This is a genomic window from Lancefieldella parvula (assembly GCF_963530955.1).
Lineage (GTDB): Bacteria > Actinomycetota > Coriobacteriia > Coriobacteriales > Atopobiaceae > Lancefieldella > Lancefieldella parvula_A.
The window spans coordinates 1-14,304 of sequence record NZ_CAUSFQ010000007.1; the positions used below are offsets into that span (position 1 = coordinate 1).

A 14,304-nucleotide genomic window follows, 5' to 3' on the forward strand; every position below is an offset into this window, starting at 1 on the left:
ACAACTGCATCCACCCAGCGACCGTAATATCCTGCTGCAACTCCTGCTACAAAGCCGATAAACAGGGCAATTGCCTGCGAAATAATACCAACAGAAAGAGAAATCTGGCAGCCGTAAATAATACGAGAAAGAATGTCTCGACCGTACTCATCAGTACCAAGTAGGTGCGCAAATGTTGGATTCTGATTCTGAATTGAAAGGTTTTGATCTTTGTAACCATAGGGAGCAAGAACAGGAGCAAGAATTGCAATAATTACTAGAGCCAAAACAATGCCCAAGCAAATCATGCCCAGTTTATTTTTCTTAAAGATGTTCCAGCTAACCTGCCAATAGCTCTGCGCACGAACCTTTCCCGTGGCAGCCTGTTCTGCTTCTTGAGCCTTGGCGGCATCTTCAAGTACAGCTTCGGTCTTTTGGACCTTCTCGCTATTTTTATCGCTCGTAAACAAAGCCATTACTCTGATGCCTCCTCTCCAAGACGAATTCGTGGATCAACTACTGCGTACAAAATATCAACAAGCAAATAAATCACAACGCAGATAATTGCCACGTACATGACACTACCCTGAATCAGCGGCAGGTCACGAGCATTAATTGCATCAATAAGCAACTTACCCATACCGTTCATATTAAAGATCTGCTCAATGATGATGGAACCAGTAAGGATGTCTCCCAGCTGAGATCCAGCAATAGTAATAATGGGAATCAGAGCATTTCTGAGCGCGTGCTTCAAAACAATAGCGGAGCGCTTTAAGCCCTTAGCTTCAGCAGTTCTGATGTAGTCCTGGTTTAATACGTCTAGCATGCTGGTCCTGGTAACGCGGGCAATACTTGCTGCGTAACGAGAGCCCAGCGCAATAACAGGAAGAACATAGGCGGAAGGAGTTTTAACGCCAGAGAGTGGGAACCACTTGAGCGTCAAAGCAAAAATAATCTGCAGTACTAATGCCACCCAAAATGATGGAGCAGAAATACCAAAGATTGCAGCTGACATAAGTGTTCTATCAAGCCATTTGCCATGGTTTACCGCGGCGAGAATACCCATCAATAGACCAAGCACTATGGCAAAAAGATACGCGAACACTGCCAAGCGCAGCGTAACGCCCAGAGCTTTTGTCAGAAGTGCAATGACAGGTCGCTTCTGAGTGTAAGAAGTTCCAAAATCTCCACCAAGCATTTTTACAAACCAGTTTGCGTACTGCTCTGGAATTGGCTTATCAAGGCCCATAGTGTGACGGACTTGCTGAACCGTAGCTTCATCAGCCATATCGCCCATCATGACTCGTACTGGGTCACCTGGAACAATGTTCAAGACAAAAAACGTTAAAGCAGAAATGCAAACTACAACGCTCACTGCTTGAAGGATTCGTTTGATTAGAAACGATCTCACTCCTGAGCTCCTCTCCCCTCAAGAAAATGAAGCGGCATCCAAGAATCTTAGATGCCGCTTTAAAGTTTATAGCAAGTTTGCTACTTAGTCCTCTGGAACGGTGTAATCGGAATTTGATGTATCAATATCGACATCAAAGAAGTGATAAATCAAGTTTCCAACCTTAGCGTTCTTGACGTACTTCTTAGCGACAAAAGAGTTCTTTGGCCAGTACAGAGGAAGTGTTGCAAAGTCTGTACGCGTGAGCAGGTTATCTGCGTCCTTGTAATCCTCTGTTCTCTTGTCCTTGTTAGACTCAGAGCGACCCTCAACAAGAAGCTTGTCAAACTCTGGGTTGTTGTAGAAGGAAGACTTCTTTGCAGCGTTGGTGCTGTAGAAGTAGGTGTAGAGGTGCTGATCACCGTCAGCAAACAGTGGATACCAACCAAGGGTAGTAATCTGAAGGTTACCAGCAGCCCAGTCGGTGTTCCAAACTGCGTTGTCCTCTACCTGGACATCAAGGGTAACGCCAATCTTGCTCCAGTACTCCTGGACAGCAACAAGGAGCTTCTCGTAAGACTTTCTAACCTTTGCAGAAAGCTTAAGATCAGTGACACCAGCCTCAGCAAGAAGAGACTTAGCCTTCTCTGGATCATACTCAAACGCAGGAGCGTTCTTGTCGTAACCAGGGGTTGCTGGTGCAAGCCAACCGCTAGCAACGGTACCGTTACCGGAAGCAATGTTGTCAACAAGCTCCTGGCGGTTAATTGCCAAGGAGAGTGCCTGACGAACCTTAGGATCAGTAAGCTCAAAGCCCTCTTTGAGGTTGAGGTTGATGAAGTTAACGCCAAGGGTCTGATATGCGGTAATGAGGTCCTTAACGTCAGCATCGCTTGAATACTGCTGGTACAGAGAAGATGGAAGGTCGCAGAAGTCAATGTCGTTGTTCTTGAATGCAAGCAGCTGAGTGTTGGTGTCATCGTAGTAGTGAATACGAATCTCATCCAGTGCAGGCTTACCGTCATGGTAGTCATCAAAGCGCTCAAGAACAACCTCGGTAGTGTCATCATTGCTCTTAATCTTGTACTTACCAGTACCAATAAGGTTAGTACCAGTACCCCAATTAGCGCCAGCAGCCTCACAAGCCTTCTCTGGGAAAATGCAAGCATAGGAGATACCAAGAACGCTTACAAAGACAATGTAAGGCTCAGAAAGCGTAAAGGTGAAGTGAGTATCATCCTGAACAGTCAGGCCCTCAAGCTCAGTTGCCTTACCGGCAAGCATCTCTGGAGCACCCTTAATCTTGTCAAAGAAGCTGGTGGAGAGAGCCTTAGTTTCTGGCTTAAACATACGCTCAAAGGTGTACTTAACATCCTTTGCGGTCAAAGTAGTACCGTCGTGGAACTTAATGCCCTCTTTGAGCTCGCACTTAAGAGTAAGACCGTCAGACTCAAAGGTTGGAATCTCTTTAAGCAGACATGTGACAAGCTCATTATCCTCAGTCCAACGGAGCAGGGACTCACAAACAGAGTCTGCAACGCATGCGGACTGGGAGTTGTTTGCACGCTGCATATCAAGGCCCTGCTTAGAATTTGCGGAGCCGTAGCGAAGAATCTTCTTCTTATCAGAAGCCGGAGGAGTATCAGTGGAGGAAGGATTGCAGCCAGCCAGCATCATAGATGCGCCACCACCAGCCGCTACCATACCTGATGCCTTCAAAAAATTACGACGGCTTAGTGAGTTCTCCAGCATGTTAACCCTTCTTTCTTATTAAAACGATTTATAAGACAACCCTGCTGGGGTTAGATAACTATACAAAACAATTACCAGCATCTACCTATATATACCTAGGATGAAATAGACATGAAACATTAAATTGCGACGATAACAGCAAAATCTATTTACCTGCACTTTTTGTCTAACCATATAGGAATTACCTATATTGAAACATAAAAATTGACTAAGCATTTTTGGACAGTTGTCCATTTTTTCATAAAAATATTGGCAGGTACTAAAGAGATACCTGCCAATACAAATGCATGTAACGAGAAGAACTCTCTGTCTTAGTGCTTACGCTTCATAAGACCTGCGGCTGTCAAAGCAGCTCCACCCATAACCATAAGAGGCATTACCAGAAGCTCTTCACCCGTATTTGGAAGCTGTGCTTTCTTCTTCTTTGTCTTCTTCTCTTTTACAGGAGAAGCAGGGTTAGAAGGCTCTTCTGGAGCTGGAGTTGGTGCTGGAGTTGGAGTATCAGACTCAACAGTAAGGGTAACTGTCTTTGCTGCCTCATAGTCATTACCTGCAGCTGTAGCATTACCGTTGAAGTAATAGTAATACGTAACGGAGTATGCACCAGGAGTCTTAGAAATCTCTTCTGCCTTCTGAGCAACAGTTGCTGCATCCATAGTTGCTGTATCAAGTACAACTGTACCACTCTGATCAACAACCTTAACGCGAGCGTCAGCAGAACCAGCAGCAGGGGTAACCTGACCGGCACTGTGATCAACCATTGCATCAAGGTTATCAAGGATGGACCAAGAATCCTGGTTAGCGGTAATAGTGCTGTCGTGTGCCGTAACTACCTGCCTGAGCTCTGTATAAAGAGGAGAGATGACGCCGTTGTTAAGATCAAGCTCGTCAGTTGAGTTCTCAGAAGCATTGATGACAAGGTTGCTGCCGGAAAGAGAAGTGTATGAATACTCCTGATATACATCGTCAGCAAGATCATTATCAACAGCCAGCTGCCAGCCAGGAAGATTCAGGTACAGTCCCCTATTGGAATTTCCGGTGTGAACCGAATAGCCATAGTCCCTCATGGCATTCTTAATGTTGGTCAAATCAATGTAGTAAGCACCACCGGTATACAGTGCATCATTTTCTGTTGCACTGTGGCGATCTTCATACAGGATGTTATCAACGTGAATATCACTTGCAGAAATGTTTGGCATGTAATTCCACTCGTCCTGTGGGATAGCATAATAGCTACCGTCAGGCCTAATAATTACGCCAAGATATTTCTTATTGCTGCTAAGAATGGAATTGTTTGTTCCCTCTTCCAAGACCTGCCTTGCAAACCTAACTGAAACACGAGGGTTTCCGTAAGAGGTTCTGTGATCAAGCAGGTATTGAGTAAGACCTACATAGTTGGTGCCATACAGATTAAGAGTAGAACCATTGGTAAGCGTCAAAGGAACGGTAAGTGTAATGGTCTCACCTGCAGCCAGGGTACCAGAAATAGAAATGGAACGCATCTCAGCATTGTCCTGACCAGCTGCCTGGTATGCAGCATAAGCATTAGCTGCAGGCTGAGAACCAGAACCGCCGTTCAGTCCACTAATGTTCAGGTTAATTGCAGTTGCTGCATTAGTTGACGAGAAGGTAAATCCAGTTGCACGCAAATCAGGATTAGGGCTTGAGCTGACATAGTAAGTAAGTGGCAGCTGCATAACCTCGTTAACAGAAACTGGAGATGAAGAGATGTTGGTAATCTTTACCACTGCCTGCAGATTCTGATACTTATCAATATCTACAATGGAGCGGTTCATCTGAGTGGTGTCATTATCCTTATAAGCGTAGTTAGATGTCTGGCCAGAAGCATCTGTAAAGTAAACAGAACGCTCGATAAGACCATCCGCACTCACAGAAGGAGACACGTTAGTAGTAGTGCCGTTATAAAACGAATTATTACTTGCAGCGTATGCAATATTTGGCATAAAGATTAAAGCTGCCAAAAATGCAAACATAACAGCAAGAAAACTGCGGCCCTGCATCTTTGATGTCATAGGCGTATTCCTCCTCAGAATAAAAACTTAGCGTTATATTTTCGCATTAACACCCTGTTGAAGGAATGGAGATATTTGTTACTTACATAAAAAGAGACGTCATCTTTCGATGACGTCTCTTGACAAATCTCTAGATGCGCAAAGTGCTCTACTCTGCAGCCTCTTCGGTTGCCTGTGCGTTAGCCTCAGACTCAACAAGGTGAGCCTCAAGATCAGCCTCAGCCTCAGCTGCTGCTGCCTCTGCTGCTGCACGCTCCTCCTCTGGAAGTGGAGTGACCTCAATGTCAATACCAAGGGTCTCTGCAGCTGCCTTCATAGACAGGGAGATGCGACGACGGTCAAGATCAATCTCCATGACCTTTACCTGTACAACGTCGCCAACCTTGCAGACCTGAGATGGAGCGGTAACGTGCTGCTTAGCCATCTCGGAGATGTGGACAAGGCCCTCAACGCCGTTGCCAAGGTCAACAAATGCACCGAAGGTAACAAGCTTGGTGACAGTGCCCTCGATGATAGCGTCAACTGGGTACTTGGAAACAAGTACACGCCATGGATCCTCGGAAGTCTGCTTAAGACCAAGGGAGATACGCTCACGGTTAAGGTCAACGTCGAGAACCTGAACCTCAACCTCCTGGCCAACCTTAACAACCTCAGATGGGTGGTTAACGTGGTTCCAAGAAAGCTCGGAAATGTGAACCAGGCCGTCAATGCCGCCAAGGTCAACAAATGCACCAAACTCAACGATGGAGGAAACAGTACCCTTGAGCTTCATGCCAACCTGGAGCTTGCCCAGGATGTCCTGACGATCTGCCTTACGAGCCTCCTCAAGAACAATCCCGCGAGAAAGAACAACGTTGTTGCGGTTGCGATCCATCTCGATAACACGAGCCTCAATACGAGTGCCCATGAATGCACCAAGATCCTTGACACGACGGAGGTCAACAAGGGATGCAGGCAGGAAGCCACGGAGGCCAATGTCAAGAATCAGGCCGCCCTTAACAACCTCGATAACCTCGCCCTCAACGGTCTCACCAGCGTTGAACTTATCCTCAACTGCCTTCCAAGCACGCTCGTACTCAGCACGCTTCTTGGAGAGAACCAGACGGCCCTCTTTGTCCTCTTTCTGGAGAACAAGAGCCTCGACGTCCTCACCCAGGGAGATGACCTCTGCAGGGTTAACGTCTTTACGAATAGAAAGCTCACGAGCAGGAATAACGCCCTCAGACTTGTAGCCAATGTCTACGAGGACCTCATCGCGCTCAATCTTGACGACGGTGCCGTTGACAAGATCTCCCTCATCAAAATCAGTGACAGTGCCGTCGATCAGGCTGTTCATTTCCTCATCGGAAATTTCATCCAAAGAGAAGATGGACGAGTTCTGAATCTCACTCAAAGGTGGACCCCTTCCAAAACGGGGCCCCGGTCAACATGGTTGCTGCCAGAGTGCCAATACGTGGGCTTCTCTACTCGGAAACTTACATGCTCTCGGGGGCCAACAGATACAGTGCATAGCTTGACGCCATACGGGCAATAGGATAGCGCTCTTCGGCTGATTAAACAAGCCAAAGAGCGCTACTTTGCACAGCTATTACGCAAGTTTTACAAAATTTCTTCAAAGTTTGTTTCTTGCGAGAAAATCTTGTTGTGCTTACGCACGAAGACGGTAGCCTTCTTTCTCTACGACAGCTCGGTACGCATCGACATCAATTGGATTTTTGCTGAGGATACGTGCCTGACCACCAGCTAGAGTAACCTGCGCCCATGTTCCCTCAATACTATCGAGAGCTCGAGTCACATGATTGACGCAGTTCTGGCAAGTCATACCACCAATCTCAAATGTTTGAACATAAGGGTAATGAGATTCATCTTTGTCTTCTGGACCATCTGCAGCAGAAACCTGCTCTGTGTTACAGGTAGTAACACCTGTTCCTTCATCAGAGCAGCAGCCTTTTTTACCTGCAGCAATTCCGTAAACACGATAAACCGCAAAACCGCAAAGCGCTACAACAGCAAGAATAACAATAATATTGATTGGTGACATACAAACTTCCTTTCTGTTGCTGTTTTACTACCCATCATTTTCTAGATTATTCAAAAAAATGATGTTTTTCTCGCCAAGTTTTTCAGCAACAGCAAAAATCGTAATACAGCTTAAGCAGAAAGCTTTGCGCCAAGACCGCGAAGAGCCTCAAGAGCATCGTCATCTGGCTCAAGGTTGCAGATAAAAGTCTCAACAACGTTGACACCCTCTGCTTCAGCATTCTGCTTCCAAGTCTCCATCCAGTCGCCGGTTCCCCAGTCGTAAGAACCAAAGAGAGCGGTTGGCTTCTGACCAAGCTTGCCAGCGCAATCGTTGAAGAGCTCCTCAAAATCAGGATCAAGCTCCTCGTCACCCATAGCAGGGCAACCGAAAGCAAATGCATCGTACTGATCGCACATATCTGCAGAGAACTCAGAAGACTCAATAGCCTCGGTGTCTGCAGCACTTGCAAGCTCTTTTGCCATTGCCTCAGTATTGCCCGTCATGGACCAATACACAACTGCTACTTTACTCATACACTTCCTCCTTCTGTGTCCAGGTTCCCCCCTGGAAAACTACACATTACTTTCAATACCTCAACAAGAAATACAAGTGCACCCCTTATGCAACCTGGCATTTCTTGGTATTGCCATACGATGAGAGAATCTGCGCTAAAGATTCCCCTTGATAAAAACGATGCTTGCACTGGTCTTCTGCATCTTTAAGCTGCTCAAGGCGCAGGCGAGTTTCTTCCGTGTTGTCATAGACTTTCCAAGCACCAGTAAAAAGCTCAGACTGTCCATTCATAAAGCCCTGAACATCAGCAAGTGGATAGCCCAGTACCAGTCCAATCTCGTGCGGAAACGCAGCTTTTCTTGCATGAAAAGCAAAAATTCTTGAACGCATGCTCTTCATCAACGCCTGCACTGACTCAGTGGAATGGCCAAAGGCAGCCAAAAACTCACGGTGCTCTGACTTGGCGAGAATATCCTCAACAAGCTCAGGTCTATAGGCAACAAACGTCACCTTTCCGCCAGAAATAGCAGAGGTAGCAAGAAGCGTTACCCCAAACAGTGAGAGCTCGTGAGTCGCGTTGCATAGAAATGACCTCAACGTTGGATCAGTGCAGACAAGGCTTACACAAGAGCTACAAGACTTATGAGAAGCAAATGAAAAGAGCGCAGCCGGCTTAACGTGAGCAATAACACCAGCAGCACAGCGAACAAATGTTGTAGCAAAATCGTGACAGAGCTCGGGAGTATACACTCTCGCACCCTCATTAAAAACAGGCTTTTTATCAGCGGAATATGCATAGGGAGAAGTAACGTCTAGGAGCGATGAATTCTCAAAAGAAGTAAGACAATCCATACCGTACTTGCTCCCTTCTTAAAAATGCGCCGCCGACTAAAAGGGAGCCGACGGCGCCTGGATTCCGGACCCTTGGAGAGGGGAAAGGTTCCGGGCTGATAAAGCAATTTTGTTAGAACTAGCTCCTGTTATATAAAAACCTTAACAAGTTAACCTCTTCTAACTATTTAAAGTGTAAGCCTTAGCTAACTAAATGCAAGAGAAAACTCAAAATATTTTCACTTTTTGACAATTCAAGACAGAAAAAAGCTCCCGCCTCTTACGAATAAGAAACGAGAGCTCTAACGCGATCTAAAAATACTTTGTTGACGCACAAGTGCGTTCTAAGCAATCTGTCCTTCAGTCAAGAGCATCTTTACCTCAGAAGGAACATTAGGGTTATGAGCTGCAGTGGTAAGCAGTGACCTTGTGTTTGCAAGCGTTACCATAAGTGTCAGAAGATTGTGCATATATGCAGCAGTACTTACAGTAATAAGACCTGCTACACCCGCAGCGATGAAAGAGCTGTTCAGCGCAACAATCGTGCGATAGTCAGCATGAATCCTCTTCATTACCTGCTGGCCCAAAAGACGCATGATTACCAAAGATTCAAGCGAGTCATTCTTAATTGAAATATCCGCAACAGCACGAGCAATATCAGTTGCATCAGAAAGCGCCAGTGAAACATCAGATACGGCTAGTGCAGGTGAATCGTTAATACCATCGCCTACCATTGCAACGGTGTAGCCCTCCTGCTGGAACTTCTTAACATACTCGCACTTATCCTCTGGGAGAATCTGTGCCACATAGTCATCAAGACCAAGCTTCTTAGCAACACTTGCTGCAACGTTTTCTGAGTCGCCAGTCAACATAACCATACGCTTAACACCAAGAGCACGGAGCTGCGTAATAGTTGCTGCTGCATCTTCCCTTACGGGATCGGTAATACAAATTGCTGCAATAAGTTTTGAATCCTCGGACATAAAGATAATGGACGAGGTTGGAGCAATCTGTGCAAGGTCGTCTTGAATTCCCTCGGGCATTGGGGTCTTCTCGTCATCAAAAATGAAGTGAGCTGAGCCAATGCAGACCTCTTTGTCGTTAACCTTGGTACGAATACCGTGAGCAACAACATACTTAACCTCTGCGTGGAACTCGTCATTGTGCTTGAGGCCACGTACCTTTGCCTCGTTCACAATTGCTCGAGCCATGCTGTGTGGGAAGTGCTCCTCAATACATGCAGCAAGACGCAGAAGCTGGTCCTCGGTGCGACCACAGAAGCTGACAATGCACTCAACATGTGGAACTGCCTTTGTCAGCGTACCGGTCTTATCAAAGACGATAAGATCAGCCGCAGCAATCTTCTCGAGGTATTTTCCGCCCTTAACCGTCATGCCAAACTTAGCTGCCTCATCCATTGCGCTACCCACTGCAACAGGAGTGGAAAGCTTAATGGCGCAGGAATAGTCAACCATAAGAACGGTCATAGCCTTAGTGATGTTTCGGGTAATGCCCCAAATACCAAAGAAGGCGAGGAAGCTGTAAGGAACCAATGCATCAGAAAGGCGCTCTGCCTTAGACTGTGCGCCAGCCTTAAGTTCAGCAGACTGCTCAACCATATCAACAATATTGTCGATACGAGACATTCCTGGAGGAGCAGTGACGCTTACCATAAGGTCACCGTCTTCAAGGGCGGTGCCTGCGTAAACGGTTGAGCCAGGCTCTTTGGTAACAAGGCGAGACTCACCTGTCATGGCGGCCTCGTTCATCTGGCCAATGCCTTCAACAACTTTGCCGTCAACAGGAAGAACGCCACCAGCGCGCTGGTGCAAAATCATACCCTTCTCAACCTCAGAAAGGGCAATCATAACGTCCTTGCCGTCAATACGAGCCCAGACGTTCTCAGAACGAGTGATTAGGCCATCACGAAGTGCAAGACGTGCTCGGCTTGCCACGTGGTTCTCCATAGCAGCAGACAGCTCAAGCAAGAACATGACCGTAGATGCATCTGCCCACTCATTTCTTAGAATTGAAGTGGTGATAGCAGTTGCGTCCAAAACCTCAACGGTCAGCTCTTTCTTAAACAGGCGCTTAACGCCTTCCACGACAAATGGAATGGCGCGGAGAATAACGTAAGCGTAGTTAGCAACTGCAGGCAGTGGCAAAAAACGTATAATCCAGCGGCGTGCGAATGTGGTCACAACCTCCATCTGGAAGCGATTGTTCTCAAGAGCCATCTCAATTGAGCTACAGAAGTCCTCAAGACCTGCCTCTTCTTCTCGTGGCAAGTTCAAGACATCAAAAGCGCCAACAGCCGCAAGTACCTGATCTCTCTTGAGAGGGTCAAACCTTAGCAAGAGAGAACCGTTTGCCATGTGAACTTCAGCGTGACGAACTCCGTCAACACGCATCAGCTCATAGGAAATACCACGGGCTTCAGCCTCATCAATATGACCCAGGTCGCATTTTGCACGAATGCGACCTGAGATTTCATTAGTAATTGTAAAGCGCATGAATTATGCCTGTGCGCCCTCTGCGTCGACCTGCTTGGTAACCTCAGCGCGGATACCCTCCTCGAGCTCAGCAAGGCGAGCACGAACTGCAGCGTCAATCTTGGACTCACGGCGAGCCTCTGCGACAACGTCGTTAGCCTCGTCAACGACGTTCTGAGTCTCTGCGGAAACACGGTCAGTGACGCGAAGACCACATGCAGTTGCCTTGACAGCTGCCTTGTGAAGAGTGCCGTTAGAAGCAAGACCAGCAACAACGCCAGCAAGTGCAGCGCCACCGGCTGCGAGACACCAATTGTTCAGTTTCATAAAAATCCCCCATCTGCTTTTTGCAAATTAATCGGTTAATGACATATTGAAGATACGGGTTTTTTGACGAGAAAACAAGTGAAAATCATTACTAATTGGTTATCCTAATGAAACAATTGTACACAAGTAATTATTTACCTGCGAAAACATTTCCCATGGTTAACCATGGTATACATATAAATTTTGTGAAGATGCCGCTCTGAGGCGTTACTTAAATTATTGATATTTGTTCGTATAGGTTAACAACTAAATGAAAATAACAACTATTCTGTGACGTTACTATGAAAAATAAATTGTGTACAATTTATTTGTGTTAAGCTAATCCAAGCGGGGTACACTACCCAATACACAAAGCCATCCAATGCTTCGGACAATCCGTGGCTAGTTGAAAGGAACATCATGGCAAACACCAATATCTATGACCTCTCCGTAGAAGAGCGTGGCGGCTCCGTAACTTCCCTCTCCTCTTTTGATGGAAAGGTCCTTCTGATTGTCAACACTGCAACCGGTTGCGGCTTTACCCCACAGTATGAGGATCTTGAGCGCATTTACGCTACTTATAAAGATCAAGGCTTTGAGATTTTAGACTTCCCTTGCAATCAGTTTGCTGATCAGACTCCAGAGTCCGATGAAGAGATTCATCAGTTCTGCACTATGAAATTTGGCACCGATTTTCCACAGTTCAAGAAGGGCGACGTTAACGGAGAGACCGCGAATCCTCTCTTTGAGCGTCTTGCATCAGCTTTCCCCTTCCAAGGCTTTGGTAAGGGTATCAAGGCCCTTGCGCTGGACAAATTTGCAAAGGCAAACAACAAGAAGTTTGGTGACAAGGCTTATATCATGTGGAACTTCACTAAATTCCTTGTAGACCGCCAGGGAAACGTTGTTGCACGCTTTGAGCCAACCACCGATATGGCAGAAGTTGAGTCTGCAATTAAAAACCTACTTGCGTAAGGCGAGAGGACCGATTTACTCATGAGTTTTTCTCAAAAAGAAATACAGTCCGTTGCAGCCGCTAGCGCTTTTGCTAGCGGCTCTTCTACACTCGACAACTCCCCCGATATCCCCGAGCTTCTCCTCAAAAACCAGCTCTGCTTCCCACTCTACAGTGCCTCAAAAGAAGTGGTGCGAAGGTATACGCCGCTGCTTAAGCCCTTTAATTTAACGTATACACAATACATTGCCATGATGGCGCTTTGGGAACATGAATCCTTGGATGTCAAGACCTTAGGTGAGCTTTTATTTCTTGATTCAGGCACCTTGACTCCACTTCTAAAAAAACTTGAGGAGAAGAGCCTTGTACTGCGTCAAAAAACAAACAAAGACGGACGTCAACTGATTGTTTCTCTTACCCAAAAAGGCAAAGACCTTAGGCGAGAAATTCAAGTGGTCCCACATCAGATTGGCTCATGCGTTAATCTCTTGCCCGAAGAAGGCGCTGAGCTTAAACGATTGCTTTTAAAAGTTCTCTCTAACGTTACAGAAAGCTAGATTTACTATGACCCAATCACAGGTAACTATAACCTCTTCTGAACGTGAAACCGCCATAGTACGCACTAGCACCATTGGCATTGCAGCTAATGTTGCTCTTGCGGTATTTAAGGCTGTCGTAGGCATTTTATCTAACTCAATTGCTGTTACTCTTGATGCGGTGAACAATCTCTCCGACGCAATTTCATCAATCATCACCATTGTGGGAACAAAACTATCTAACAAAAAAGCTGATCGCGAGCACCCCTTTGGACACGGACGTATTGAATACATCACTACAACAGTAATTGCTGCAATCATCATGTATGCAGGTATTTCTTCACTCATCAAATCCATCCAAGGTATCATGGATCCTGTTACGCCAGACTATAGTCCCCTGTCTTTAGTCATCATTGCAGTAGCTGTGCTGGTAAAGATTATTTTGGGCCACTACGTTCGCTCTGTAGGTAATCGCGTAAACTCCGACACCCTTATTGCATCGGGTTCAGATGCACTTTTTGACGCCACACTCTCCACTTCTGTTTTAACAGCTGCGCTTATCTTTATCTTTACAAAAATTAGCCTTGAAGCATATGTTGGTGTTGTAATCTCTGGTTTTATTATTAAGGCCTCAATCGAGTTATTACAGGGCTCCATTAAAGAAATTATTGGCATGCGTCCTGACGCTGCTCTTTCAACACTTATTTACAACATTGTGAAAGAGGATCCAGACGCAGAAGGCGTCTACGACCTTATTATCCACAGCTATGGCCCAGATAAATTTGTTGGCTCATTCCACACTGAGGTTCTTGATACCACTTCAGCTCTTGAGATTGATACGATGACTAGGCGTCTGAGTACAGAGATTTACAAGCAGACATCAGGCAAAATAATCATTGCTGCTATTGGTATTTATGCGAGAAACACCACCGATAATCGCATTGTAAAGATGCGCACTGAAGTAACTGAAATGGCTTTAGCTCATGAAGGTGTTCTTCAAGTTCATGGTTTTATTGCTGACATTGAAAATCAATTTATGGCCTTTGATGCAGTCATTGAGTTTGGCTATGACGGTAAGCAAATTGTCCACGATATTATTCATGAAGTAGAGGCAGCCTACCCTGATATGAACGTCTCGGTTCTTTTGGACCGCGATACAAGCGATCTTTCTGAACATGAAGAAGACAGAGACTTGCACTAAAAGCAAGTAAATACATCCTAAAAAAGGGGCGAGCCGCTGACACCCAGAGTCAGCGGCTCGTGTTCTACGCTCGCAAGAAAGGGAGAGGGTCTTTCTTCGAGCTACGGGAACCTGAATAAAGCAAGCAACTAAATTGCTTAAAAACATAGTAAGTTAACCGAGGGAAACTTACAAGAATTTTTTCAGTTTTTTTATCTAATTTCGTAAACTCTACAAAAAGTTAGACTAAGTTTACATGTCTATGGATTTTTATCTTATATCAAGAAAGTCCGAGATAAACATAAACAAAATCC

General features: G+C 45.8%; 13 protein-coding genes. 3 read left to right on the plus strand and 10 right to left on the minus strand.

Translation table 11 applies throughout. The features are described 5' to 3' along the window. From RWJ43_RS01265 to RWJ43_RS01310, 10 genes are all read right to left on the minus strand, one after another. The coding region (locus RWJ43_RS01265; RefSeq protein WP_396427217.1) for an ABC transporter permease at nucleotides 1–455 on the minus strand (455 nt) is incomplete at its 3' end. Then, entirely contained in the window at nucleotides 455–1,390 is a 936-nt protein-coding gene (locus RWJ43_RS01270) for an ABC transporter permease (RefSeq protein WP_313993579.1), read from the minus strand. The genes RWJ43_RS01270 and RWJ43_RS01265, both read right to left, overlap by 1 nt. Before the next feature lie 84 nt (nucleotides 1,391–1,474). Then, the gene (locus RWJ43_RS01275; protein WP_314006860.1) at nucleotides 1,475–3,121 is read right to left on the minus strand and encodes an ABC transporter substrate-binding protein; all 1,647 of its coding nucleotides are present in this window, start codon (nucleotides 3,119–3,121) and stop codon (nucleotides 1,475–1,477) included. 311 nt (nucleotides 3,122–3,432) lie between these two features. Then, nucleotides 3,433–5,154 (minus strand): LPXTG cell wall anchor domain-containing protein, encoded by a 1,722-nt coding sequence (locus tag RWJ43_RS01280; RefSeq protein WP_314006862.1) that lies wholly within the window; start codon nucleotides 5,152–5,154, stop codon nucleotides 3,433–3,435. Between the two features lie 148 nt (nucleotides 5,155–5,302). Then, entirely contained in the window at nucleotides 5,303–6,547 is a 1,245-nt protein-coding gene (gene rpsA, locus RWJ43_RS01285; RefSeq protein ID WP_314006864.1) for a 30S ribosomal protein S1, read from the minus strand. A 255-nt stretch (nucleotides 6,548–6,802) separates the two neighbouring features. Next, nucleotides 6,803–7,195 carry a heavy metal-associated domain-containing protein gene (locus RWJ43_RS01290; protein ID WP_314006866.1) on the minus strand — a complete coding sequence of 131 codons (393 nt, stop codon included), beginning with the start codon at nucleotides 7,193–7,195 and terminating at the stop codon, nucleotides 6,803–6,805. 110 nt (nucleotides 7,196–7,305) lie between these two features. Further along, nucleotides 7,306–7,710: a flavodoxin domain-containing protein gene (locus tag RWJ43_RS01295; protein WP_035427338.1), complete on the minus strand. Its 405-nt coding sequence runs from the start codon at nucleotides 7,708–7,710 to the stop codon at nucleotides 7,306–7,308. A gap of 85 nt (nucleotides 7,711–7,795) precedes the next feature. Beyond that, nucleotides 7,796–8,542, minus strand: coding sequence for a DUF3793 family protein (locus RWJ43_RS01300; RefSeq protein WP_314006867.1), 747 nt, complete (start codon nucleotides 8,540–8,542; stop codon nucleotides 7,796–7,798). Nucleotides 8,543–8,865: 323 nt separating this feature from the next. Further along, entirely contained in the window at nucleotides 8,866–11,034 is a 2,169-nt protein-coding gene (locus RWJ43_RS01305; protein WP_314006870.1) for a heavy metal translocating P-type ATPase, read from the minus strand. Nucleotides 11,035–11,037: 3 nt separating this feature from the next. Beyond that, nucleotides 11,038–11,340, minus strand: coding sequence for a hypothetical protein (locus tag RWJ43_RS01310; RefSeq protein ID WP_035427342.1), 303 nt, complete (start codon nucleotides 11,338–11,340; stop codon nucleotides 11,038–11,040). A gap of 399 nt (nucleotides 11,341–11,739) precedes the next feature. Here RWJ43_RS01310 and RWJ43_RS01315 point away from each other — a divergent pair, with 399 nt between their 5' ends. Genes RWJ43_RS01315 through RWJ43_RS01325 form a run of 3 tightly spaced genes read left to right on the plus strand, consistent with a single transcriptional unit; the run spans nucleotide 11,740 to nucleotide 14,011 of the window. After that, nucleotides 11,740–12,294: a glutathione peroxidase gene (locus RWJ43_RS01315; protein WP_314006872.1), complete on the plus strand. Its 555-nt coding sequence runs from the start codon at nucleotides 11,740–11,742 to the stop codon at nucleotides 12,292–12,294. 21 nt (nucleotides 12,295–12,315) lie between these two features. Next, entirely contained in the window at nucleotides 12,316–12,831 is a 516-nt protein-coding gene (locus RWJ43_RS01320) for a MarR family transcriptional regulator (protein WP_314006875.1), read from the plus strand. A gap of 7 nt (nucleotides 12,832–12,838) precedes the next feature. After that, on the plus strand, nucleotides 12,839–14,011 hold the full coding sequence (locus RWJ43_RS01325; RefSeq protein ID WP_314006877.1) for a cation diffusion facilitator family transporter: 1,173 nt from the start codon (nucleotides 12,839–12,841) through the stop codon (nucleotides 14,009–14,011). Nucleotides 14,012–14,304: the final 293 nt, after the last annotated feature.

Bases quoted from the DNA above. Each gene is read 5' to 3' on its own strand.
- RWJ43_RS01275 (WP_314006860.1), bottom strand. From the start codon at position 3,121: ATGCTGGAGAACTCACTAAGCCGTCGTAATTTTTTGAAGGCATCAGGT.
- RWJ43_RS01280 (WP_314006862.1), bottom strand. From the start codon at position 5,154: ATGACATCAAAGATGCAGGGCCGCAGTTTTCTTGCTGTTATGTTTGCA.
- RWJ43_RS01290 (WP_314006866.1), bottom strand. From the start codon at position 7,195: ATGTCACCAATCAATATTATTGTTATTCTTGCTGTTGTAGCGCTTTGC.
- RWJ43_RS01295 (WP_035427338.1), bottom strand. From the start codon at position 7,710: ATGAGTAAAGTAGCAGTTGTGTATTGGTCCATGACGGGCAATACTGAG.
- RWJ43_RS01300 (WP_314006867.1), bottom strand. From the start codon at position 8,542: ATGGATTGTCTTACTTCTTTTGAGAATTCATCGCTCCTAGACGTTACT.
- RWJ43_RS01305 (WP_314006870.1), bottom strand. From the start codon at position 11,034: ATGCGCTTTACAATTACTAATGAAATCTCAGGTCGCATTCGTGCAAAA.
- RWJ43_RS01310 (WP_035427342.1), bottom strand. From the start codon at position 11,340: ATGAAACTGAACAATTGGTGTCTCGCAGCCGGTGGCGCTGCACTTGCT.
- RWJ43_RS01315 (WP_314006872.1), top strand. From the start codon at position 11,740: ATGGCAAACACCAATATCTATGACCTCTCCGTAGAAGAGCGTGGCGGC.
- RWJ43_RS01320 (WP_314006875.1), top strand. From the start codon at position 12,316: ATGAGTTTTTCTCAAAAAGAAATACAGTCCGTTGCAGCCGCTAGCGCT.
- RWJ43_RS01325 (WP_314006877.1), top strand. From the start codon at position 12,839: ATGACCCAATCACAGGTAACTATAACCTCTTCTGAACGTGAAACCGCC.